This window comes from Peristeroidobacter soli, assembly GCF_004138485.1.
GTDB classification, from domain to species: Bacteria; Pseudomonadota; Gammaproteobacteria; order Steroidobacterales; family Steroidobacteraceae; genus Steroidobacter; species Steroidobacter soli.
The window spans coordinates 388,455-411,396 of record NZ_RYEV01000004.1 but is presented as its reverse complement, the minus strand read 5'-3'; the positions used below and the strand labels follow the sequence as shown (position 1 = coordinate 411,396).

Below are 22,942 nucleotides of genomic sequence, written 5' to 3'. Positions count from 1 at the left end.
TAGCCCGTGGCTTACCGAGGAATCATTCTTGCCGGCGGCTCCGGAACGCGGCTGTACCCGCTGACGCTCGTCACCAGCAAGCAGCTGCTACCGGTCTACGACAAGCCGATGATCTACTATCCGCTCAGCGTATTGATGCTGGCGGGGATCCGGGAGCATCTGATCATTTCCACGCCGCAGGACCTGCAGCGCTTTCGTCAGCTGCTCGGTACCGGCGAGCAGTGGGGCATGAAGTTCGACTACGCCGAACAGCCTCGGCCCGGCGGCATCGCGGAAGCCGTCCTGATCGCCGGTCAGCGCTATGGCGATCAAGCGTTCGCACTGGTCCTCGGCGATAACATTTTCTACGGCCATGGCATGACCGAGCTGCTGCGCTCGGCGGCGGCCAAGACCGCCGGCGCAAGCGTGTTCGCGTATCACGTGCAGGATCCCGAACGCTACGGCGTGGTCGAGTTCGATGCGGCGGGCCGTGCGCTCGGCATCGAAGAGAAGCCCGCCAAACCCCGTTCCAATTACGCGGTCACCGGCTTGTATTTTTACGATGAGCGCGCCTATCGATTCGCCCAACAGCTGGCGCCGTCGGCGCGTGGCGAACTGGAGATCACCGATCTCAATAAGGAATATTTGCGCCGGGGCGAATTGCAGGTCGAGGTCATGGGGCGCGGCTATGCCTGGCTCGATACGGGCACGCACGAATCGCTGATTGCCGCCGCGACCTTCATCGAAGCGATCGAGACGCGGCAGGCATTGAAAGTCGCCTGTCCCGAAGAGATTGCCTACCGGCGGGGCTTCATCACCGCCACTCAGGTGCGTGAGCTGGCGCGCCCGCTCAAGAATACGCAGTACGGCAAGTACCTGCTGCGCATGCTGGAAGAACGAGTCATCGAATGATTTTCAAACCGACCCGCCTGTCGGAGGTCGTGCTGATCGAACCGAAGGTATTTGGCGATACGCGCGGCTTCTTCGTGGAAACCTGGGCCGCGCGGAAGTTCGCCGAGGGTGGCATCGACGCGCACTTTGTGCAGGACAATCACAGTCGTTCCAGCCGATGGGTGCTGCGCGGCCTGCATTATCAGTTGCGTCATACCCAGGGCAAACTGGTGCGCGTCACCGAAGGCGCAGTTTTCGACGTTGCCGTCGACGTGCGCAAATCCTCGCCGACGTTCGGACAATGGGTCGGTGAGTGCCTGAGCGCCGAAAACCAGCGCATGATGTGGGTGCCGCCCGGGTTCGCGCATGGCTTCCTGGTGCTCAGCGAGCGCGTGGACTTCCTCTACAAGTGCACTGACTACTACGATCCCTCCAGCGAATGCACCTTGCTTTGGAACGATCCGGCGATCGGGGTCGAATGGCCGATACCGGCGGGCGTCGAGCCCGTCGTTTCCGAGAAGGATCGCAACGGCGCCCCTTGGAGTCGGCTCGAAACCCTGCCATGAAAACTCTGATCGTCGGCGCGGCGGGTCAGCTCGGCCGCGCGCTACTCAGAAACATTCCCGCCAGTGTCGATGCGGTGACTCTCGATCGCACGCAGTTGGATATCACGCGGCGAGATGCGGTCGAGCAGGCGATGCGTTCGCACCGACCCCAAGTCGTGATCAATGCCTCGGCTCACACGGCGGTGGATCTCGCGGAGTCTGAGCCACAGCGGGCTTACGCCATCAATGCAGAGGCTGTCGGCGGTCTTGCCGGCCTGTGCACGGCGCAGGGCATTCGTTTCATCCACATCTCCACCGATTTCGTGTTCGACGGCACGTCGGGGCGACCCTATCGCCCCGACGATGCAACTCATCCGCTCGGTGTCTACGGCGCGAGCAAATTGGCCGGCGAGCAGAAGATCGCAGGCCATGCGGGGCTCGACTGGACGATCGTGCGCACGGCTTGGGTCTATGCGAGCAGCGGCCGCAACTTTGTATTGACGATGTTGCGATTGTTCAACGAGCGGTCCGTGATCCGAGTGGTAGCAGATCAAATCGGCACGCCGACGAGCGCGCGCTCACTGAGTGAATGTGTGTGGCGCGCCGCGACCACTGGCAAACTGCCGGGCATCGCGCACTTCACCGACGCGGGCGTTGCCAGCTGGTATGACTTCGCGGTCGCCATCTACGAAGAGGCGACTCAGCTTGGCCTGGTGACGAAACCCGTGGACCTCCAGCCCATCCAGACCAAGGACTATCCGACGCCAGCCCGGCGACCCAGCTACAGTGTGCTCGACGTGACGGCGACCACGGCCGCACTCGGTCTGACGCCGGTGCACTGGCGTACCAATCTTCGGCAAGTATTGAGAGAACTGCGGGCGTGAAACATCTGCTGGTGACCGGCGGCGCGGGTTTTATCGGCGCGAACTTCGTTCATCACTGGCTGCGCGGCCAGCGCGATGGGCGACTGGTCGTGCTCGACGCGCTGACGTATGCAGGCAATCGCGCCAATCTGGCGGAGGTCGCCGGCCATCCTGCATTTCGTTTCGTGCAGGGAGACATCACCGACGCTGCGCTGCTGACCCGGTTATTCGAGCAGGAGCAGATCGACTGCGTCGTGCACTTTGCCGCGGAATCTCATGTCGACCGCTCGATCACGGGGCCGGACGAATTCATTCGAACCAACGTGATGGGGACGCACGAGCTGTTGAAAGCCGCGCGGGCAGCCTGGTGTCGCGATGGGAAATGGCGTAGCGACGTGCGCTTTCATCACGTTTCCACCGATGAGGTCTACGGCTCGCTGAGCACGGACGCCGCCGCGTTCACCGAAGTGACGCCTTATTCGCCGAACTCACCCTACTCGGCGAGCAAGGCGGCCTCCGATCATCTGGTGCGGGCCTATCATCACACCTACGGTCTGCCGGTCACGACCAGCAACTGTTCGAACAACTACGGACCGTTTCATTTCCCGGAAAAGCTCATCCCGCTGATGCTCGTCAGCGCGCTGGAGGGCAAGCCATTGCCGGTATATGGGCGAGGGGAGAACGTGCGCGACTGGTTGTATGTGGAGGACCACTGTCGCGCGATCGAAGCCATTCTGGAACGTGGCACGCTCGGAGAGACCTACAACGTTGGTGGCCGCAATGAGTGGCGCAACCTCGATATCGTTCGGCATTTGTGCGCTCTGCTGGAGCGACGTTTCGCGGCGGATCCGACCCTTGCGGGCCGCTTCCCCAACTGCCCGGCGGCATCCGGCCGACGCATCGACAGCCTGATCACGTTTGTCACCGATCGTCCCGGGCACGACTGGCGCTACGCCATCGACGCCACCAGGATCGAGCGGGAGCTCGGTTTCAAGCCGCGGGAAACGTTCGAGACCGGCATCGAAAGAACTGTCGACTGGTATCTGACCCACGAGTCCTGGTGGCGAGACGTACTGAGCGGCGCCTACCGCCGTTAGCACGTTTTCGACGTCCACAAACAACGAATTTCCGGGCGAAACGCCCGTTATTGAGGCCATTCTGGCCACCCTGAGCGTCGCATGATGCGAACCAGGGCGAGGGAACGCCCGCAGTCCGGTGCCTCCCACCCGCTGGACGATCCTCAGGAACTGCATGCCTGAGCTAACCCGGGGAGCACAGGACGTGCTCCCCGGCCTTCTCACCGAAGGTCCGGGCGTGTTCAGTCGGGTCGAATGGTGCCGCGAGCCGCTGTGGGCGGCGACTCGCGGCGACCGAGTCGAGAGTGCCTGCCATGCGATCCAGCCTCCCTGGCCAGGACCGCGGGCGCACGCGTTCTTCATCCTGTTCTTTTGACAACCACTTTCCCTGTGAGCTGTCGTTCTCGAGCCGTGGGAGCAGCGCGATGGCGACTTTCAGGAAGAGTTGCGAGTCCACTGGGTCCGTAGCAGTCGCGAGCCGGCTGCCGACATCCTGTCGGTATCCGACCGCTGCGTGCCTCCGTGCACGACCCGCGCTTCCTTTGGACAGCTATTGCCGTCCGTGGCAAAGCTGCTGTTCCTAATAGATAAAGCGACAACGCCTCGCTTTCTCCCTCGCAAGCAGCTGAAAATTTTTCAGGTTACGGCAGATGAACTCGCGCGTCCCCGCCGGCCGACGCCTTTACCGCACTGTCCGGGTCCGTTAAGCTCGCGGATCATTTTTCCTTTTAAGTCCAGCGAGTTATCCCCCTCATGCGTTTGACTATTTTCGGCTCCGGCTATGTGGGCCTGGTGACCGGCGCCTGCCTGGCCGAGGTTGGTAACAACGTGCTGTGCGTCGATGTCGACGAGCGCAAGGTGGAGATGCTCAAGCGCGGCGAGTCGCCGATTTACGAGCCCGGTCTGGACGAGCTGTTGAGAAAGAACCTCGAAGCCGGCCGACTGAAATTCACCATGGACGCCGTCGAGGGCGTGAAGCATGGCCTGTTTCAGTTCATCGCGGTCGGCACGCCGCCCGATGAGGACGGCTCGGCCGATCTGAAGTACGTGCTGGCGGTCGCCGAAACGATCGGCAAGAACATCAGCGAGTATCGGGTGGTGGTTACCAAGTCCACGGTGCCTGTGGGCACGGCGGACAAGGTAAAGGCCAAGATTGCCACGACGCTGCAGGCCCGCGGCGCGCAGGCCGAATACGATGTGGTCTCCAACCCCGAATTCCTGAAAGAAGGCGCGGCGATCAACGACTTCATGAAGCCCGATCGCATCGTGGTGGGCACCGACAACCCGCGCACCGCCGAGCTGCTCAAGGCGCTCTACGATCCCTTCACTCGCAACCGCGAGCGCATGATCGTGATGGACGTGCGTTCCTCGGAGCTGACGAAGTACGCTGCCAACGCCATGCTTGCGACCAAGATCAGCTTCATGAACGAGCTCGCGAATCTCGCCGAGCGCATGGGCGCGGATATCGAACGGGTGCGACAGGGCATCGGTTCGGATCCGCGCATTGGTTATCACTTCATCTATCCCGGCATGGGCTATGGTGGCTCCTGTTTTCCGAAGGACGTTCAGGCTCTCTCGCGCAGCGCCGCCGATCATAAGTTCAATGCGGAGCTGCTGAATGCCGTCGAAGCGGTGAACAAGCGCCAGAAGGCGGTGCTGTTCGAGAAGATGCGCGCGGTGTTCGACGGTGACCTGACCGGAAAGACGATTGCCTTGTGGGGCCTGGCGTTCAAACCTAATACGGACGACATGCGTGAGGCGCCCAGCCGCGCGCTGTTGGAATCGTTGTGGGGCGCCGGCGCCAAGGTGCGGGCCTACGACCCGGTGGCGCACGAAGAAGTCCATCGCATTTACGGCGACCGCCCCGACCTGCAGCTGGTGAAAACCGCCAACGAGGCCTTGCAAGGCGCCGATGCGCTGGCGATCGCCACCGAATGGCAGGAGTTCCGCAGCCCCGATTTCGACCTGATCGCCGCGCAGCTCGGCAAGAAAGTGATTTTCGACGGCCGCAACCTGTATGACCCGGCCTTTGTGAAACGGTTTGGATTGAAGTACTACGCCATCGGGCGGGGTGACAGCGTATGTTGATTCCTGTGATTCTTTCCGGCGGCTCGGGCACGCGCCTGTGGCCGTTGTCGCGCGAGCTGTATCCGAAGCAACTGCTGCCCCTGGTCGGCAAGGGGACCATGCTGCAGGAGACGCTGGCGCGAGTCACTGGAGTCGAGGGGCTCGGCGCACCGGTCGTGGTGTGCAACGAGAACCATCGCTTCCTGGTGGCCGAGCAGATTCTCGAAGCGGGCATCAAGTCGCGAGCCATCGTGCTCGAGCCGGTGGGTCGTAACACCGCGCCGGCGGTGGCAGTCGCCGCGATGGCGGCCGTGGCCGATCTGCCGCAGACCAAAGGCGCGGGCAACGACAACGATCCGTTGCTGCTGATCCTGCCCGCCGATCACGTGATCCGCGACGTGGCCGCTTTCCGTGCGGCGCTGGAAATCGGTCGCAAGGCTGCCTCTGAAGGCAAGCTCGTCACGTTCGGCGTGGTGCCGAACAAGCCGGAAACCGGCTATGGCTATATCAAGCGAGTGAGCGGCGCCGGCCCGGCCTACGCCATCGATCGCTTCGTGGAGAAGCCGGACCTCGCCACGGCCAAGGCCTACGTCGAGTCGAAGGAATATTTCTGGAACAGCGGCATGTTCCTGTTCCGTGCCTCGACCGTGCTCGGCGAGCTGCGCGAGCTGGCCCCGAAGATCTATGAAGCGTGCGCGCAGGCGGTCACCGCCGCGAAACGCGATCTGGATTTCACGCGTCTTCCCACCAAGGAGTTCAGCGCCTGTCCGAGCGATTCGTTCGACTACGCGGTGATGGAGAAGACCAAGCACGGCGTGGTCGTGCCGCTCGATGCGGGTTGGAGCGACGTCGGCTCCTGGTCGGCGCTGCATGAAGCCATTCCGGCCGATGGCGACGGCAACGTCGCGCTCGGCGATGTGCTCACCGCCGATTCGCATGGCAACTATCTGCATTCGACCAGCCGTCTGGTCGCGGCCGTCGGTCTGCAGGATCACGTCGTGGTCGAGACCAAGGACGCGGTGCTGGTGGCACCGAAGAATCGCGTTCAGGACGTGAAGGAACTGGTCAATCAGTTGAAGAAACAGGGCCGCTACGAAACTTCGCTGCATCGTGAAGTGTTTCGGCCGTGGGGCAGCTACGACAGCATCGATAACGGCCAGCGCTTCCAGGTGAAGCGTCTGATGGTCAAGCCGGGTGCGACGCTGTCACTGCAGCTGCATCATCACCGCGCCGAGCACTGGATCGTGGTATCGGGCACGGCGAGGATCACACGCGGCGAGGAGATTTTCCTGCTGGAGGAAAATCAATCGACCTATATCCCGCTGGGCGTCAAACACCGTATCGAGAACCCGGGCAAGATTCCGCTGCACATCATCGAGGTGCAGTCGGGCGGCTATCTGGGCGAGGACGACATCGTGCGCTTCGAGGATCGCTACGGACGGGAAGGCGAGAAGTAGTCTCTGCCGGGCAGCTCCTGCACGTCCATGTGCCCGCTGCATCAGGGCATCCGTGCCCAAGCTCCATAACAACGGTTTGTTTGGTTGATTCGAGGAACGAGTGCGCATGTCCAACCCTTCGTCTTCCGCCATCGTCGGCTTCAAGGCCTATGACTATCGTGGCCGGATTCCGAACGAGCTCAATCCCGAGGTGGCTTATCGCATCGGGCGGGCGTATGCGGAGTTCCTGAAGCCCAAGCGGGTGATCGTGGGGCGCGACATCCGCAAGTCCAGCGAAGAGCTGTGCGCGGCGCTGACCAAAGGTCTGCTCGACTCGGGCGTGGATGTCTATGACATCGGCCTGTGCGGCACGGAGGTCGTGTATTTCGCGACCTTCAGCGAAGGCATGGACGGCGGCATCATGGTGACCGCGAGCCACAACCCGCCCGACTACAACGGCATGAAGTTCGTGCGCGAGCAGTCTCGGCCGATCAGCGGCGACACCGGGTTGAAAGATATCCAGCGCATCGCCGAGTCGAACCAGTACGCGACGCCGTCGAAGCCCGGCACGCATCACACGCTGGACGTCAGCAAGAAATATATCGATCACCTGCTGTCGTACCTGGACCGCTCCAGGCTCAAGCCGCTGAAGATCGTGGTCAACGCCGGCAACGGCGGTGCCGGTCTGATCGTCGATCAGCTCGAGCCGCACCTGCCGTTCGAGTTCATCAAGATCAATCATCAGCCCGACGGCAGCTTCCCGAACGGCGTGCCGAATCCGATGCTGGAGCAGAACCGCATCGCCACCATCGAAGCCATCAAACGACACAAGGCCGATTGCGGCGTGGCCTGGGACGGCGACTACGACCGTTGCTTCCTGTTCGATGAGAACGGCAACTTCATCGAGGGCTATTACATCGTCGGCCTGCTGGCTTCGGTGTTCCTGAAGCAGGAGCAGGGCGCGCGCATCGTGCACGATCCGCGGCTGACCTGGGCGACCACCGACATGGTGGCCTCGCTCGGTGGCAAGGCCGTGATGTCCAAGTCGGGCCATGCGTTCATGAAGGACGTGATGCGCCAGGCGGATGCCATCTATGGCGGCGAGATGAGCGCGCATCATTACTTCCGTCGCTTCGGTTATTGCGACACCGGCCAGATTCCCTGGCTGCTGGTGGCCCAGATTCTGTGCGAAACGGGCAAATCCCTGTCGCAGCTGGTCGGTGAGCGTATCGCGGCGTTTCCCGCCAGCGGCGAGATCAATCGCAAAGTGGCCGACGCCAAGGCCACCATCGCCCGCGTGCAGCAGCATTATCAGCCGGGGTCCAAGGCCATCGATTTCACCGACGGTCTTTCCATCGAATTCGACGACTGGCGCTTCAACTTGCGCTCCTCCAATACCGAGCCCTTGATTCGCTTGAACGTGGAGAGCCGCGGCAACGAGGCGCTGATGAAGTCGCGCACTGCAGAGCTGCTGCAGATGATCGGCGGCGAGGAAGCGCACTAATCGCGCGCCCACATCGGGCGCCATCACCGATAATCCGCGAAGTCGCACCGCCTCTGGATTCGGTGAGGGACGTGCGACTTCGAGCAATCTGCAGGCGCGCACGGCAGCTGTAGGCTCGTTCCGGTCACAGGAGCGTGACCGCATCGACAACGTCAATGGACGCGCCAGGGAGTATCGGCGGTGGCAGAGCATGGTTCGCGCGATGCATCGGTAACGGACGCCGGCACGGCCTCGGTCGAGGCGGGAGACGCGCTGCTCGATCTGCAGCGGGTCTTCGATCTCTCTCAAGATTTGATGTGCGTGACTGACGCTCAGACGCGTTTCCTGCGTCTGAGCGCCTCATCCGCCCGCATCCTCGGCTATCGGCCCGGGGAGCTGCACGGGCGCAAGTTTCTCGATCTGGTGCATCCAGACGATCTGCAGGCGACCTTGCTTGCGCACGAGTCGATACTTCGGGGCGCGCAAGTCGTCGAATTCGAGAATCGTTATGTTCGCAAGGATGGCTCGACGGTCGAGCTGAGCTGGACGTCCTCGTGGATCGCGGGCGCCGACGGCGCGGGCGCGACTTATTCGGTCGCGCGCGACATCACCAATCGCAAGCGCGCCGAGCGACTGCGTGAGTCGCAGCGTGAAGTTCTGCAGTTGATCGTCAGCGGCGCGCCGCTCTCGGACGTCCTGCGCCGGATCTGCACCATCATGGAAGCCTTCGACGCCGATGCTAAATGCGCGGTGACCGTGCTCGATGCGATGGGTGAGCGCGTGCGCGCCGCGTTGAGTCCGAGTCTGCCATCGCGTTTCCTCTCCGTGGTCCAGGATACATTGCTCGGCATGCCGCACGGTGCATGCGCCAGCGCGTTACGCAGCGGGCAAACGGCAACGTGCGCCGATATGTCGAGCGATCCGGAATGGGCCGAGCTGCTCGCGCTCGGCACTGAGCATGGCTTGCGAGCTTGCTGGTTCACGCCAGTGTTCGGGGCGCGCGGACGCTTGATCGCTGTCATAGCTGTTTACTACCCGCATCCGTACGCACCGACCGATCGCGAGCTGGTGCTCGTGCAGGCGGCGGTGAGTCTGGTGGCGCTGGCGATCGCGCATTCGAATGCGCAGACGCAGTTGCGGGAGAGCCTCACTCGCGTGGAGCTGGCGCAGAGCATTGCCCGGTTGGGATATTGGGAGCGCGATTTGTCGAGCGACCGGCTCAATATCTATGGCGAGACCAGCGCGATCCTGGGCATTCCCTCGGAGCGCTCGATCAGTCTGCAGGCGTTCCTCGCGGTCGTGCTCGAAGAAGACCGGCCGACGCTCATTGCCGCCTACGGTGAAGCGAATCGCGGCGATGCCGGCGGCGCAATGCAGTTCCGCGTACGACATCCCGATGGGTCGGTGCGCCACGTGCACGCCGAGCGTCGCGCGATTCGAGATGAGACCGGACGCACCACTCACATCATCGGCACGATGCAGGACGTGACCGAGCGCAACGAGGCCGACCTCGAGCGGCAGCGGCATCTCACGCAACTATCGTCGCTTGCAGCGGCGGCCCGCAAAGTGAATTCGGTGCTCACGGTGGATGAGCTGTTGCAGGTGATTACAGACATCGCCCGCAACCTGGTTGGCGCGCATGTCTCGGTCGGTGTCCTGAAGAGTGCCGATGGGCGCACGGTCGAGAACTGCAAGACCTCGCATTCCCAAAAATATGCGTTGGTGGCGCCGGGCTCGCTGCTGCTCGACGATGATGGCCACCGGGGCGGGGCACAGGCGCCACAAGTCGTGCGCATCGAGCGGTCCACGATGAAGCAGGGCGCGGCGTGGGGTACGGAATGGCAGGCGTGCGGCGGTATCACCGTGTCGTTGGCCGCGGCCTCCGGGCGCCACATCGGCGTGCTGTGCGTGGCCGATAAGCAGGGCGGTGATTTCGCCGCCAATGACGAGCGCGTGCTCATCCAGCTCGCCGATCTGGCGGCGGTCGGCCTGGAAAACGCACGTTTGTACACCGAGCTCGAGGAACGAGTGAGAAAACGGACCACGGAGCTACAGGAGTCCAATAAAGAACTGGAAGCTTTCAGCTATTCGGTGTCGCATGACCTCCGGGGACCGTTACGCGCCATAGCGGGGTTTACCGGCTTGCTGCGCGACCGGCATTACGAGACGATCGATGCGGACGGTCGGCGCTACATCGATCGCGTACTGGCCGGTACGCAAAGAATGTCGAACTTGATCGATGACTTGCTGGAGCTGGGCCGGGTCACGCGGGTGGAATTCAGGCGGCGGCAGGTGGATCTGTCCGAGTACGCGCGTGCCACCGTGGCACGGCTGCGCGAAGCGAATCCGGAGCGGGCCGCCGCGATCGTCATCGAGCCGCAGCTGATCGTGGACGGGGATCCCGGGCTGCTGGAGAGTGCGCTGGAGAATCTGCTGGACAATGCCTGGAAGTTCACTGCCGGCCGGCCGGTGACCCAGATACGCTTCGGCGCAGTGACGAATTCGGACGTAGACGAAAACCAGAGGACGTTCTTCGTGCAGGACAATGGCGTCGGGTTCGATCCGCGATACGCGGCGAACCTGTTCGGTGTGTTCCAGCGTTTACATGCGGCCGGGGAGTTTCCCGGCACGGGGGTGGGCCTCGCCACGGTCCAGCGCATCGTGCAACGGCATGGCGGGCGCATCTGGGCCGATGCCGCCGTCGATAAAGGGGCGACGATTTACTTCAGCATTGCCAAGGGGCCGCAATGACCGAGCGCTACATCCTGCTGGTCGAGGACAACCCGGACGACGAGGAGCTGACGCTGCTCAGCCTGCGCAAGAACAACCTGGCGCACGAGATCGTGGTGGTCCGCGACGGCGTGGAAGCCATCGAATACCTGTTCGCCACCGGCCAGTACGCGAGCCGGGACGTGATGAATGCACCCACGGTGATCCTGCTCGATCTGAAGCTGCCCAAGCTCGACGGGCTGGGCGTACTGAAACGGCTGCGTGCCGATGAGCGGACCCGCAATCTGCCGGTGGTCGTGCTCACATCCTCCAGCCAGGACGCCGACGTGATCGCCAGCTACAACCTGGGCGCCAACAGCTATGTCCGCAAGCCGGTCGAATTCGGGGCGTTCGTCGAGGCGGTCAGCAGCCTGGGCCTGTACTGGGTGATGCTGAACCGGCCGCCGCCAGTCCATGTGACATGATGCACGTGACTCGATTGACCGCGCCCATCGTCATCCCTAAACTACGCGCCCCTTCAAACCTCAGACGGTTCGTGGGGCCGGCATCGGGCGGTTAGCTCAGCGGTAGAGCACTGCTTTCACACGGCAGGGGTCACAGGTTCAATCCCTGTACCGCCCACCACTCCTTACGATTCGGGTGGAATCCCGGCGCCATGGACAAGGCGCCATGGCAATCCGCACTCGTTTCGCTCCCAGCCCCACCGGCCTGCTGCACATCGGCGGCGTGCGTACCGCGCTGTTCTCCTGGCTGTATGCGCGCCGTCACAACGGCACGTTCATCCTTCGTATCGAGGACACCGACCGCGAGCGTTCCACCGACGAGGCGACGCAGGTCATCCTGGATGGCATGGAGTGGCTGGGATTGAGCGCCGATGAAGGCCCGTTCTATCAGACCCGCCGCATGGATCGCTATCGCGAGGTCATCGGCGAGTTCCTGAAAGCCGGCCATGCGTATCACTGCTACTGCTCGAAGGAAGAGCTGGAAGAGATGCGCAACCGTCAACTCGCGGCCAAACAGAAGCCGCGCTACGACGGCACCTGCCGGAATCGCACCGAGCCGCGGCCCGGCGTGTCGCCGGTGGTGCGCTTCAAGAATCCCATCGAAGGCAGCGTCGTGGTCGAAGATGTGATTCACGGCAACGTGGTGTTCGACAACATGGAGCTCGACGATCTGATCATCGCGCGCTCCGATGGCACGCCGACTTACAACTTCTGCGTCGTGGTCGACGACAGCGACATGAAGTGCACGCACGTGATTCGCGGCGACGATCATCTCAACAACACGCCGCGCCAGATCAACATGCTCAAGGCGCTGGGTGCCGAGATCCCGGTGTATGGGCACGTGCCGATGATTCTCGGTCAGGACGGCGCGAAGCTCTCGAAGCGTCATGGCGCCGTCAGTGTCCTGCAGTATCGCGAGGAGGGCTTCCTGCCGGAGGCGCTGCTCAACTATCTGGTGCGTCTGGGCTGGTCGCATGGCGATCAGGAAGTCTTCTCGATGGAAGAAATGACGCAGCTGTTCGATATCAAGGATGTGAACAAGTCCGCCTCCGCGTTCAATCCCGACAAGCTGCTATGGTTGAACCAGCAACACATCATGCGCTCGACGCCCGAGCACGTGGCGAAGTACCTGAAGCCGCAGCTCGCGGCGCTCGGCGTGATCGTCACCGACGATCGCAAGCTCGCCGCCGTCGCGAAGTCGCAGCAGGAGCGGGCCAAGACGCTGAAGGAGATGGCGCAGAACAGCCTGTTCTTCTTCCAGGACGTGACTGGCTATGACGAGAAGGCGGCGAAGAAGAATCTCACCGCCGAAGCCGTCGGGCCGCTCACCGCGGTGCTGAGCAAGCTGTCGGCGCTGACCGAGTGGGTCGCACCGGCGCTGCACGACGTGGTCAATCAGACCGCAACCGAGCTGAGCCTGGGCATGGGCAAGATCGCTCAGCCGATTCGTGTGGCGGTCTCGGGCGGCACCGTGTCGCCGCCGATCGATGTCACGCTCGAGGTGCTCGGACGCGACGTCACGATCGCGCGGCTGGAGCGGGCGTTGGCCTACGCGCGCGGGCAGGGCTGAGGTTCTGCACGAAATCCGGCCAAATACAATTATTTGGCGAACGCTCCTTGACAGTCCGGCGCCGCTTCCCTACATTGCGCGCCTCTCGCGTGGGGCTATAGCTCAGCTGGGAGAGCGCTTGCATGGCATGCAAGAGGTCGCCGGTTCGATCCCGGCTAGCTCCACCAAGTCCCGACGTTCGATGTGTCCCCATCGTCTAGAGGCCTAGGACATTACCCTTTCACGGTAGTAACCGGGGTTCGAATCCCCGTGGGGACGCCAACTTTGCAACGGCGTCGGTGGTGGTTGCCTCCAACCACCTGAATGGTAGCGAGAAATCAGGGGCTCTGAGCCCCTCGGAACGCGATTGGCCACGCGTCCCGCGTCGTCGAAACTCCTCGTTTTCTCCCGCTCGACAGCGCCGCTGCCCTCTTCGAGGGTCAGCGGTCGTTGGCTCCAATGAATTAGAAACATTCGCTCACGAGTGCTGTCCGCGCGCTGCGCTGGTGCGTCTTACACTGCTCAACGAGCGTTCGTTCAAAATGGGCGGGTTTCCGACGGCGTCGCAATCGTGTCTCAGCAGGCAGCAAGTGACTCGAACCACCTCAACCGCCGCTGGCGCCCGGCGCTGATGTCGTTCTTTTTGCGCCGGGTGCGCAACCACGCTGAGGCGGAGGATCTGACTCAGGAGGTGTTCGCCCGGCTGCTGACGGATGGCGGGCGGCCGAGCCAATCCCCGGATAGCTACATTTTTCAGGTCGCCATGAACCTGCTTCGGGACGGTGCGCGCCGGAGCAAGGTTCGGATGGAGTATCTGCGGGACGCAGTGCTGCTCGATGAGCAGGATGCGGAACGGCTGGATCCGTCGCGTGTCGTTGCCGCTCGCGATGCGCTCGGGGCTTTCATCACCGGGCTGGACGCGCTCCCGGAACGCACTCGTTCCATTTTCATTCTTTATCGTATCGAGAATCTGGAGCTGGATACGATTGCTCGCAGCTTCGGCATCTCCAAGAGCGCGGTCAAGAAACATGTGATGAAGGCGATGGCGATGTTGATGGCTCAGGTGAGGGACTTCCGATGAGCAACGGCTTTGACCAGGAGCTCCCGGAGGGCAGGGACGAAGAGGCCGTAGCCTGGTGCATGCGCATGGCGGAGGGGCGACTCACGTCCGCGGAACAGCGGGACTTCGACGCATGGTTGTCGCATGCCGGCCACCGCGAAGCCTTTGCAGATGCGGTCGCGGTCTGGCAAGGGCTGGAGGGGCTCGACGATCAACCGGAATTGATTCGCGCTCGTGGCCAGGCGCTGGAGAGCTTCCGACAGGCGAACAGCCGCCGCTGGGCGAAGCGATTCTCCGATGGGTGGCGTTGGCCGGCGGGTCTGGCGGCAGCGCTGGTGCTGGCAATCTGCGGTGCGGTCTATTGGATGGGCGATAGGGTTCAGGTTTACGAGACCGGCATCGGCGAGCGGCGCGTCGCGGTGCTCGATGACGGATCGAAGTTGTCACTGGACGCGGCGACTCGCGTCGAGGTGCGTTTCACTGACGAGCGTCGCAAGCTGGAGCTGCTCTCCGGGCGGGCAAAGTTCGACGTCGCCAAGAATCCGTTGCGTCCATTCAGTGTGGAGGCGGAAGGCAAGGTGGTCGTCGCGGTCGGCACCAGCTTCAGCGTCGAACGTCTGCGCGAAGAGGTCCGCGTCGTTCTATATGAAGGTCGCATCGAGGTGCTGGAGCACGTCGACGCTGTGGCCGAGCCGCGGCCGCTACGCTTCGATGAGAGTCTCGCGGCTCCAGAGCGCACGCTCGTACCAGGCCGAGAGCTGGTTGCAGCTGCCGGATCGACGGCAAAAATTCTACCGACGGATGCGCCCCGGTCGCTGTCCTGGGAGGCCGGACAGCTCAATTTCGTCAACGAGCCGTTGCTCTCGGCGGTGGAACGGATGAACCGCTATTCCAAGGAGCAGCTGGAACTGGGTGATGCTCAGGTCGCTGCCTTCAGCATCAGCGGAGTGTTCGCCGCCGGCGATATCGATGCCTTCATCGAGGGTGTGACGACGTTCTTTCCGGTCCAGGTCGAGCGTCGCCCGGACCGACGGGTGCTGCACGCGGTCGCTACAAAAATAGATTCGAGCGCCACTGTCCGCTAGCGACCCTGGTGCGTTCTACCCGATAACACTGCCGAGCAACGGCAGGACCGGGGAGAACCGACGATGATGCTCAAAGAATGTTGCCGCTCGATCTTGCTGAGTTGCGCGACGCTCGCCGTATCGATCACTACTCATCCGTCGCAGGCTGTTGCACGAGAGCAGCTGCAAGCGTTCGACATTCCCGCCCAGGAATTGGACTCGGCTCTGCGAGCCTTCGCGCGGGCATCGTTGCAGCAGGTGGTGTTCGAGGACGAGGCCGTCAAGGGAAAGCGCAGCGTCGCCGTGAAGGGGGAATTCACGACTCGCGACGCGCTGGATCGATTGTTGGGCGGGTCCGGGTTGAGGGTGCGTACCGGTGAGTCCGGTTTGCTGATCGTCAGCGCCGCTGTGCGGACATCGGCGACGTGGGTGACCCAGTCCGGCGCGCCTGGCGGTAGATCGACAAATGAGGCGGGTGCGGCTGCCTCGGAATCCGAGAAGCACTTTGCCGTCGAGGAGATCATCGTCACCGCGACCAAGCGCGCCGAGCGCATCCTCGATGTGCCGCAGTCGATCACCGCTTTCACCAGCGACAGAATGCGCGAGCAAGGCTCGGTGCAGCTCGCCGATTTTTTGCAGGCGGCGCCCGGCGTCAGCATCGTCGATACGCAGGCCGGAACACAGAGCATCCAGATCCGCGGCATCAATTCGACGTTCGGCGACGCGCCGATCGGCTACTACCTCGACGAGCTGCCATTCAGTTTCATCTCCCAGCCCGTGGTGCCGGATGTACGCACGTTCGATCTGGAGCGGGTCGAGGTGCTGCGAGGCCCGCAGGGCACGCTGTACGGCGACGGTTCCCTCGGTGGCACGATTCGCGTGCTCACGGCCGAGCCCAACTTGAGCAATCTGCAGAGCGACGTCGATCTCACGATCGCATCGACCGAGCACGGCGAGGACAGCTGGGCGGCCAAAGGCATGCTCAATCTGCCGATCGTGGCAGGCAAAGCGGCGCTGCGCCTGGTGGCTTCACAAGAAGATATCGGCGGCTGGACCGACAACATTGCGACGGGCGTTGCGGATGAGAACGAGCGCAGCATCGACACCTATCGCGGCAAGCTGCGGCTGGCGCCGAATGACAGGCTGGATGTGATCCTGTCGTTCTGGCGCACCGACTCGGAAGCGGCCGGTTCCAACGGCGCCTACGAAAATCAGACGACGGATCTCACGCCGGTCAGCAACGACATGGCGTACGACCTGTACAGCCTGACGGTGCGCTACGACCTGGGTTTCGCCGATCTGGTGAGTGCCACCTCGTACATGGATTTCAGTCTGTTCAACGCCGGCACGTTGCTGGGCCTGCCCGTGCTCAGCGATCAGACGCAAGAGGTGCGCTCGGAGGAGTTGCGACTGACTTCATCCAACGATGGCGGGTTTCGCTGGACCGGCGGACTCTTCTACCGAAAGATCGAACGCCCGGTCACTGCCCAGGTCCTCGGCCTGAATTTCGGGGAGTATGCGCAGAGCGAGTCCTATGCGGTCTTCGGCGAAGGCACCTGGCCGCTGCTCGATCGCAAGCTCGACCTCACCTTGGGACTGCGCTACTTCAAGGACGATCGCCTGCGCGCGGATCCGATCGATCCGGCGACGCTCGCGCTCATTCAGACCATCGATCCGAGTTTCACCGGACGCGTCGAGAGCTCCATCGACACCCTCAATCCGCGTCTGAACCTGGCATGGCATGTGAGCGACGATTGGCTGCTGTACACCAACGTTGCCAAGGGCTTTCGCGCCGGTCAGGTTCAGCCCACGGTATCGCTCATATCCGCGGCGCTGATCGGGATGGACATACCGGTGGGCATCGAAGAGGAGATCGTGTGGAGCTATGAGCTCGGCGCCAAAGGTACGTTCGCTGCTGGTCGCGCGTCCGTCGAGGCTGCGGTCTATTACAACGACTGGCGGAACCTGATGCTCAACGTCGTCGTCGAACCGGTGACGCAGTTGAGTGCCCTGCAGAATGGCGCGGCGGCCCGGACCATCGGCGCGGAGCTCAGTCTCTCGGCGCAACCGATCGAAGGCTTGAATCTGCAGCTCTCGGCCAGCCACGTGGAGGCGGAATACACCGAAGCGGACGCGGGCGTAAATGTTCGCAAGGGCGACCGTGTTACCAGAGTCCCGGAAAACACGCTGGCCGCGTCGGCAACTTATCGCTGGCCACTGACAGCCACGCTCGATGCGTTCGTGTTCGGGCAGGCCCAATACACCTCCGACCAGGTCGATCTCATCAACAATCTCGCACCGTCGGATGACGTGACGCTGCTCGGTACACGGCTCGGCGCGGAAGGGCAATCGTGGGGGATCTACCTGTTTGGCGACAATCTCACTGACGAGAACGCAGCCATGTCCGTCGCCGGCGTGGTCAATGGCCTGGCTCTGCCGACCGCGAGACCGCGCCCGCGCACGGTCGGCCTGAACATGAGCTACCGCTTCCGCTGAGTCTTTCGTTCCGTAGGGGTTATCGATGCGCAGGTGCTCACTGCTTTTGCTCGGAATGAGTGTTGCCTCGTCAATAGTGCAGGCTGCGGATACGGCGAATCCGGTGCCTGCTCACCACGGCATGATCACGGCCACCACCGGTTCGGCCGCCATCGAGGGAGGCATCGAGATATTGAAGGCTGGCGGCAGCGCTGCGGACGCGGCCGTGGCGACTGCGCTTACGCAGGTCTGCATGGCCGCGGGCTCGTGGGTGAGCTATGCCGGCATCATGACGATGATGTATTTCGACGCTGCCACGGGGAAGATCTATAACCTCAACGCAGCATATAACACGGTCAAGGCGGAGACCGATGCCATGGCGATGCCTGGCGTCGATCTGACCGAACTGCTCAAGGATCTGCGCAATGGCAGCTATCCACCGAGTGGACGGACCGCATTGGTGCCGGGCTTCATGGCGGGCGTGGACGCCGCTCAGAGGCGGTTCGGCAAGCTGCCTTTCGCAAAGGTGTTCGAGCCGGCCATTCGCTGCGCGGAGCAGGGAGTCGAATGGAATCCCGGGCTCGCCGCGCAATATGCGTTTCGCAAAGATGTGCTGAGTCGTCTGCCCGAGACCAGAGCAGTCTTCACCAAGGCCGATGGCACGGCCTATCAACCGGGAGAAACATTCAAACAACCGGCGCTCGCAAAAACGTTGCGCCAGGTCTCCCTGCATGGTGCGGACTATATGTACCGCGGTGAATGGGCGAAGCAATTCATCGCGGCCCTGCAACGCGACGGCGGTCGCATGACGCTCGACGATCTGGCGAGCTACCAGGTCATGTGGACCGAGCCGATGCATGCGAGCTACCACGGTTACGACATCTACGTGCCCGGCGCGCCCGCCACCGGCGGCGTCGGTCTGGTCGAGGCGATGAATCTGGCGGATGTATCGAATGTCGCAAAGCTGGGCCGGTACGCGCAATCACCCCAGGCGACGTTCACGCTCGCACAGATCCTCAAGCCCGCGGAGCTGTTCGACTTTGTGTCCATGGATCCGAAGATCTTCGAATCGCTCGGCTTGGATCGGTCGTTGGCAGCACGAGCAAAAAAGGAATCCGCGGTGAAGCTGTGGGACGTCATGCGCTCTGGACGGATGCCGAGGGTGCCGGCGATTCCGTCGGTACCCGCGCATTCGGACGCCATCGTCTCGATCGATCAGTGGGGCAACATCGCGGCGATCTGCCACTCGATCAATGCCGTGAGCTGGGGAGCGACGGGCATCAACGTGGCGGGCGTTTCCATCCCGGACTCCGCGTCGTTTCAGCGCGCCGAGATCGCGAAACTCACTCCGGGCGAGCGACTGCCGGACCAGACCAGCCCGGGCCTCGTGGTCGCGAAGGGCAAACCGTTCATGGGGTTCAGTGCCATCGGTGCCGGCTTGCATTCACGCACGGTGACGGCGCTCATCAACGTTCTGGATTTCGGCATGACACCACAACGGGCGATCGACGAGCCGAGCCTCGGTGGCTTCAGCTTCGACGCGGACGGTGGCGCGGTGCTCACCGTTGGCAAGAACGAATTCAAGCCTGAGTTCATCGCCGAGGTGGGCCGGCTCGGACAGCCATTGGTCGAGAACGATCAGATGCGCGGTTATTGGATCGGCGTGCAAATCGACTCGAAGAGCGGCGAGCTGCAGGGAGGCGCGATCCGCGAACTGGCGATGGGCGGACGGGTGGTCGGCTACTGATGGATATTTCCAAGGCGTGGTTCATTGGCGCGTCGCTGCTGGCATTTGCCAGCGCGTCGGCGGCGCAAGAGGAGACCGCACGCATCAACGCGTGGTTCGATGCGAAGTATGAGGAACAGCTCGATCTGAGTCCGATGGCTCGCGCCTATGCGGGCGAGAAGAAGGACTATGACAAGATCGACGACCTGTCCGAAGCGGCGGCGGATCGGGCCTTGGAATGGCAGCGCAAGTCGGTCGAAGAGCTGCGGGCGAAATTCGATCGGGCGAAGCTGCCGCCGGATGCGCAGCTTTCGTACGATCTCTGGGTTTACCAGTACCAGGATGCCGCGTCGCTCGCCCGGTTCAAGCGCAACGTCTACGTCTTCAACCAACTGCTCGGACCGCACACTCGGATTCCGCAGTTCCTGATGCAGGTTCATCGCGTCGACGAGCCGGCGGACATGGATGCCTATATCGCGCGCATCGGTGGTGTCGCGCGTGCACAGCTCCAGCTTCTCGACATCGCCAGGAAAAATGCGGCGGCTGGATCGCGAGTGCCACGCTTTTCCTATGAGGCGATGATCCTGCAGGCCCGCGCGCTGATCACGGGCGCACCGTTCGGTGGCGAAGGCGACAGCGCCGTGTGGACCGACATTCAGGCCAAGGTGGACGGGTTGGTCAGGACCGGCAAGATCGATTCCGCCAGAGCCGCAGCCTACAAGCTCAGCGCGCGCAAGGCGCTGCTGGCGCAGTGGCAGCCGGCCTACGATCGAGTGATCGCCTGGTTCGAGTCCGAACTGACCAAAGCCGATACGATCGCGACCGGCGTCGGCAAGCATCCGAACGGCCAGGCCTTCTATGAGGCGATGCTCGCCAGCTCGACCACGACCAGGCTGACGCCGGCCCAGGTGCATCAGCTCGGTCTCGACGAAGTCGCACGCATCAAAGGCGAGATGGAGCGGATCAAGCAACAGGTCGGCTTCGCGGGCACGCTGCAGGAATTCTTCAAATTCGTGCGTGACGATCCGCGCTTCTACTATCCAAACACGGATGTCGGACGGCAAGCGTATATCGACGCCGCCACGGCGCACATCGCCTTCATGAAGCAGCAGTTGCCCAGGTACTTCGGCATCCTGCCCAAGGCCGATGTGATCGTGAAGCGCGTCGAGGCGTATCGCGAGATCCCGGGCGCGCCTCAGGAATATTTCATAGGGGCAGCGGACGGCTCACGGCCGGGCGTGTACTACGCGCATCTCTCGGACATGCATGCAATGCCCATCCCCCAGCTGGAGGTGATCGCGTATCACGAAGCGCTGCCCGGTCATCACCTGAACTTCGCGATCGCCAGCGAGCTGACGGACATTCCGAAATTTCGCAAATATCTATCCATCAATGCCTATCAGGAAGGCTGGGGACTGTACACGGAGCAGCTCGCGAAGGAGATGGGCGCATACCGCGATCCTTATTCCGACTTCGGTCGGCTGAGTGCCGAGATCTGGCGCGCGATCCGACTGGTGATCGACACCGGGCTGCATTCGAAGGGCTGGACCGAGGCGCAGTCGGTGAAATATTTCAGCGAGAATTCGCCGGCCGCCGAACGACAGATCCGAGCCGAGGTGCAGCGGTACATCATCGCGCCGGGGCAGGCGACTGGCTACAAGATCGGCATGATCAAGATTCTGGAACTGCGCAGGCGGGCCGAGGAGCGGCTCGGTAGCAAGTTCGACATTCGCGGCTTCCACGACACGATTCTCGGTCGCGGCCAGATGCCGCTCGACTTGCTCGAACGGCGCGTCGACCAGTGGATCGCGGAACAAACGTTCTCGGAAGCGGATGCGTACCGTGAATATGGGTACATCTCATTGAAGGATGGCACCCGGCTCGCGCACGTCCTCTGGCGACCCGGCAAAGAAAGGCGTTATCCAACGCTGCTCACCTACAGCGAATACAACGCCGGCGGTCTGCCATTCAATCGCGCCAAAGAGTTTCTCGAAGCGGGGTATGCCGTCCTCGGCGTCAACGCGCGAGGCACGGGATGCTCGGAGGGGGACGGCTACAGTTTCCTCGATCCTCAGGCAGCGCCGGACGGCGCGGAGGTAGTGGAGTGGGCCGCGGCACAACCGTGGAGCAATGGAAATATCGGAATGTTTGGCGGTTCCAACGCAGGCATGAGTCAGCTTGCAGTGGCGGCTCGACGGCCTCCGCACTTGAAAGCCATCGCACCGACCGCCATCGCCGGCAGTTTGTATCGAGAAGAGGGCGCGACGGCCGGTGGAATGATTCATCTGGGCGAGGCGGCGAGCTGGACCTTCGACCTGCAACCGAAGGTGGCGCGGGCCGGCGCGGAGGCTCGCATCCAGGGAGGCGATACGGAATGCACCGCGATCCGCGCCACACGCCCCGCCGAGACCAGCTTCTATCGAGATGTTCTCGCGCACCCTTTGCAAGATCGGTGGTGGGAGAGCCGAGCCCTCGAAAATACCGTGCATCAAGTTCGAGTCCCCACGCTGATACAACAGACCTGGCAGGACCCATGGGACATGCCCGATGGCGCTCTGCGGCTGTTCGAGCGATTGAGCGGCGAGAACAAGCGGCTCGTCGTACAGAACGGGGGCCATGGAGATGCATCGTCGACACCGCGCCTGATCCGTTGGTTCGACCGTTGGGTGAAAGGAGAGAAGAACGGCGTCGAAAACGAACCGCCCGTGCTCATCAATTGGGAGCACGGCGGCAGCGGATCCTCGGGTTGGAGCACGAGCTACCCGAGCTGGCCGGTTCCTGGACTGCAGCGGCAGGCGCTCTATTTGACGGGCAGTGGTGAGCTGACCCGAGAGCCGCCGCCGTCGAGCGACGAGCAAGGCATTCGTAGCTACGTGTATCCCATGGGCACGGAGCTGGTTGGGAGTAACGAACACTTTGCGCTGGCTCCGCTGCCGATTGGCTCGCTCAACTATGAGACGGAGGTCATGAGCGAAGATCTGGCGCTGTTGGGAACCCCCATCCTGACGTTCTACTTCAGTTCGGATCAGCGGGACACGGACTTCCTGTTCACTTTGAAGGACATCGATGCCCGTGGCGACACCTTGTTTCTACAACGGGCGTACCTGCGAGCGTCGCTGCGCAGGATCGATCCGAGCCGCACCACGCCGGACTACATCGCTCACTCATTCCGACGGCACGAAAAGCTGGTTCCCGGGAAGATCTACGAGATCAAATTGTCATTGGGCGCCATTGGCCACGTGGTGCGCAAGGGCCATCGACTCCAGCTGTCGATTCTCGCACCCAATCCAATTCCCTCCCCCGTCATGGGCAGTGTGCCCTCGGGCGGACCATCGATTAACAAGGTCTATCACTCCAGTCGCCATCGCTCGATGTTGAGTCTGCCCGTGGTGCCCGGCGAGAGCGCTCAAGCGCCGGCGCCAGAGTGTGGCTCGCTGCCGATGCAGCCGTGCCGGCCCGCGGCACCTGGTGATATTTGAGATGAAGTTTGCAATG

The 22,942-nt window shown here is 62.7% G+C and carries 16 protein-coding genes and 3 tRNA genes; all 19 read left to right on the top strand.

Going from position 1 to position 22,942, the window contains the following annotated elements; translation table 11 throughout:
• Positions 1-6 precede the first annotated feature (6 nt).
• Positions 7-891 carry a glucose-1-phosphate thymidylyltransferase RfbA gene (gene rfbA, locus EKO19_RS17530; protein WP_129777752.1) on the top strand — a complete coding sequence of 295 codons (885 nt, stop codon included), beginning with the start codon at positions 7-9 and terminating at the stop codon, positions 889-891.
• The gene (gene rfbC, locus EKO19_RS17525) at positions 888-1,436 is read left to right on the top strand and encodes a dTDP-4-dehydrorhamnose 3,5-epimerase (protein ID WP_129777751.1); all 549 of its coding nucleotides are present in this window, start codon (positions 888-890) and stop codon (positions 1,434-1,436) included. Before rfbA ends, rfbC begins: the two co-directional genes overlap by 4 nt.
• The gene (rfbD, locus tag EKO19_RS17520; RefSeq protein WP_129777750.1) at positions 1,433-2,299 is read left to right on the top strand and encodes a dTDP-4-dehydrorhamnose reductase; all 867 of its coding nucleotides are present in this window, start codon (positions 1,433-1,435) and stop codon (positions 2,297-2,299) included. The genes rfbC and rfbD overlap by 4 nt, the downstream gene beginning before the upstream one ends.
• Positions 2,296-3,375: a dTDP-glucose 4,6-dehydratase gene (rfbB, locus tag EKO19_RS17515; RefSeq protein ID WP_129777749.1), complete on the top strand. Its 1,080-nt coding sequence runs from the start codon at positions 2,296-2,298 to the stop codon at positions 3,373-3,375. The genes rfbD and rfbB overlap by 4 nt, the downstream gene beginning before the upstream one ends.
• Positions 3,376-3,529: 154 nt before the next feature.
• The gene (locus EKO19_RS38615) at positions 3,530-3,730 is read left to right on the top strand and encodes a hypothetical protein (protein ID WP_175597095.1); all 201 of its coding nucleotides are present in this window, start codon (positions 3,530-3,532) and stop codon (positions 3,728-3,730) included.
• A gap of 377 nt (positions 3,731-4,107) precedes the next feature.
• Positions 4,108-5,442, top strand: a complete 1,335-nt coding sequence (locus EKO19_RS17510; protein ID WP_129777748.1) for a UDP-glucose dehydrogenase family protein — start codon at positions 4,108-4,110, stop codon at positions 5,440-5,442.
• Entirely contained in the window at positions 5,436-6,878 is a 1,443-nt protein-coding gene (locus EKO19_RS17505; RefSeq protein ID WP_129777747.1) for a mannose-1-phosphate guanylyltransferase/mannose-6-phosphate isomerase, read from the top strand. The genes EKO19_RS17510 and EKO19_RS17505 overlap by 7 nt, the downstream gene beginning before the upstream one ends.
• A gap of 106 nt (positions 6,879-6,984) precedes the next feature.
• The gene (locus EKO19_RS17500; protein ID WP_129777746.1) at positions 6,985-8,361 is read left to right on the top strand and encodes a phosphohexomutase domain-containing protein; all 1,377 of its coding nucleotides are present in this window, start codon (positions 6,985-6,987) and stop codon (positions 8,359-8,361) included.
• 180 nt (positions 8,362-8,541) lie between these two features.
• Positions 8,542-11,091: a PAS domain S-box protein gene (locus EKO19_RS17495; protein WP_129777745.1), complete on the top strand. Its 2,550-nt coding sequence runs from the start codon at positions 8,542-8,544 to the stop codon at positions 11,089-11,091.
• Positions 11,088-11,534 (top strand): response regulator, encoded by a 447-nt coding sequence (locus EKO19_RS17490; protein ID WP_129777744.1) that lies wholly within the window; start codon positions 11,088-11,090, stop codon positions 11,532-11,534. Before EKO19_RS17495 ends, EKO19_RS17490 begins: the two co-directional genes overlap by 4 nt.
• An 85-nt stretch (positions 11,535-11,619) precedes the next feature.
• Positions 11,620-11,694 (top strand) — tRNA-Val (locus tag EKO19_RS17485).
• Between the two features lie 45 nt (positions 11,695-11,739).
• Positions 11,740-13,143: a glutamate--tRNA ligase gene (gene gltX / locus EKO19_RS17480; RefSeq protein ID WP_129777743.1), complete on the top strand. Its 1,404-nt coding sequence runs from the start codon at positions 11,740-11,742 to the stop codon at positions 13,141-13,143.
• Positions 13,144-13,234: 91 nt separating this feature from the next.
• Positions 13,235-13,310: transfer RNA gene (locus EKO19_RS17475), tRNA-Ala, on the top strand.
• Between the two features lie 18 nt (positions 13,311-13,328).
• Positions 13,329-13,404: transfer RNA gene (locus EKO19_RS17470), tRNA-Glu, on the top strand.
• A 289-nt stretch (positions 13,405-13,693) separates the two neighbouring features.
• Entirely contained in the window at positions 13,694-14,203 is a 510-nt protein-coding gene (locus tag EKO19_RS17465) for an RNA polymerase sigma factor (RefSeq protein WP_217705421.1), read from the top strand.
• The gene (locus tag EKO19_RS17460; RefSeq protein WP_129777742.1) at positions 14,200-15,267 is read left to right on the top strand and encodes a FecR family protein; all 1,068 of its coding nucleotides are present in this window, start codon (positions 14,200-14,202) and stop codon (positions 15,265-15,267) included. The genes EKO19_RS17465 and EKO19_RS17460 overlap by 4 nt, the downstream gene beginning before the upstream one ends.
• A 63-nt stretch (positions 15,268-15,330) precedes the next feature.
• Positions 15,331-17,742, top strand: a complete 2,412-nt coding sequence (locus EKO19_RS17455) for a TonB-dependent receptor (RefSeq protein ID WP_129777741.1) — start codon at positions 15,331-15,333, stop codon at positions 17,740-17,742.
• A gap of 103 nt (positions 17,743-17,845) precedes the next feature.
• Positions 17,846-19,468 carry a gamma-glutamyltransferase gene (locus EKO19_RS17450; RefSeq protein ID WP_157995307.1) on the top strand — a complete coding sequence of 541 codons (1,623 nt, stop codon included), beginning with the start codon at positions 17,846-17,848 and terminating at the stop codon, positions 19,466-19,468.
• Positions 19,468-22,926 carry a DUF885 family protein gene (locus EKO19_RS17445; RefSeq protein ID WP_129777739.1) on the top strand — a complete coding sequence of 1,153 codons (3,459 nt, stop codon included), beginning with the start codon at positions 19,468-19,470 and terminating at the stop codon, positions 22,924-22,926. The genes EKO19_RS17450 and EKO19_RS17445 overlap by 1 nt, the downstream gene beginning before the upstream one ends.
• Positions 22,927-22,942 lie beyond the last annotated feature (16 nt).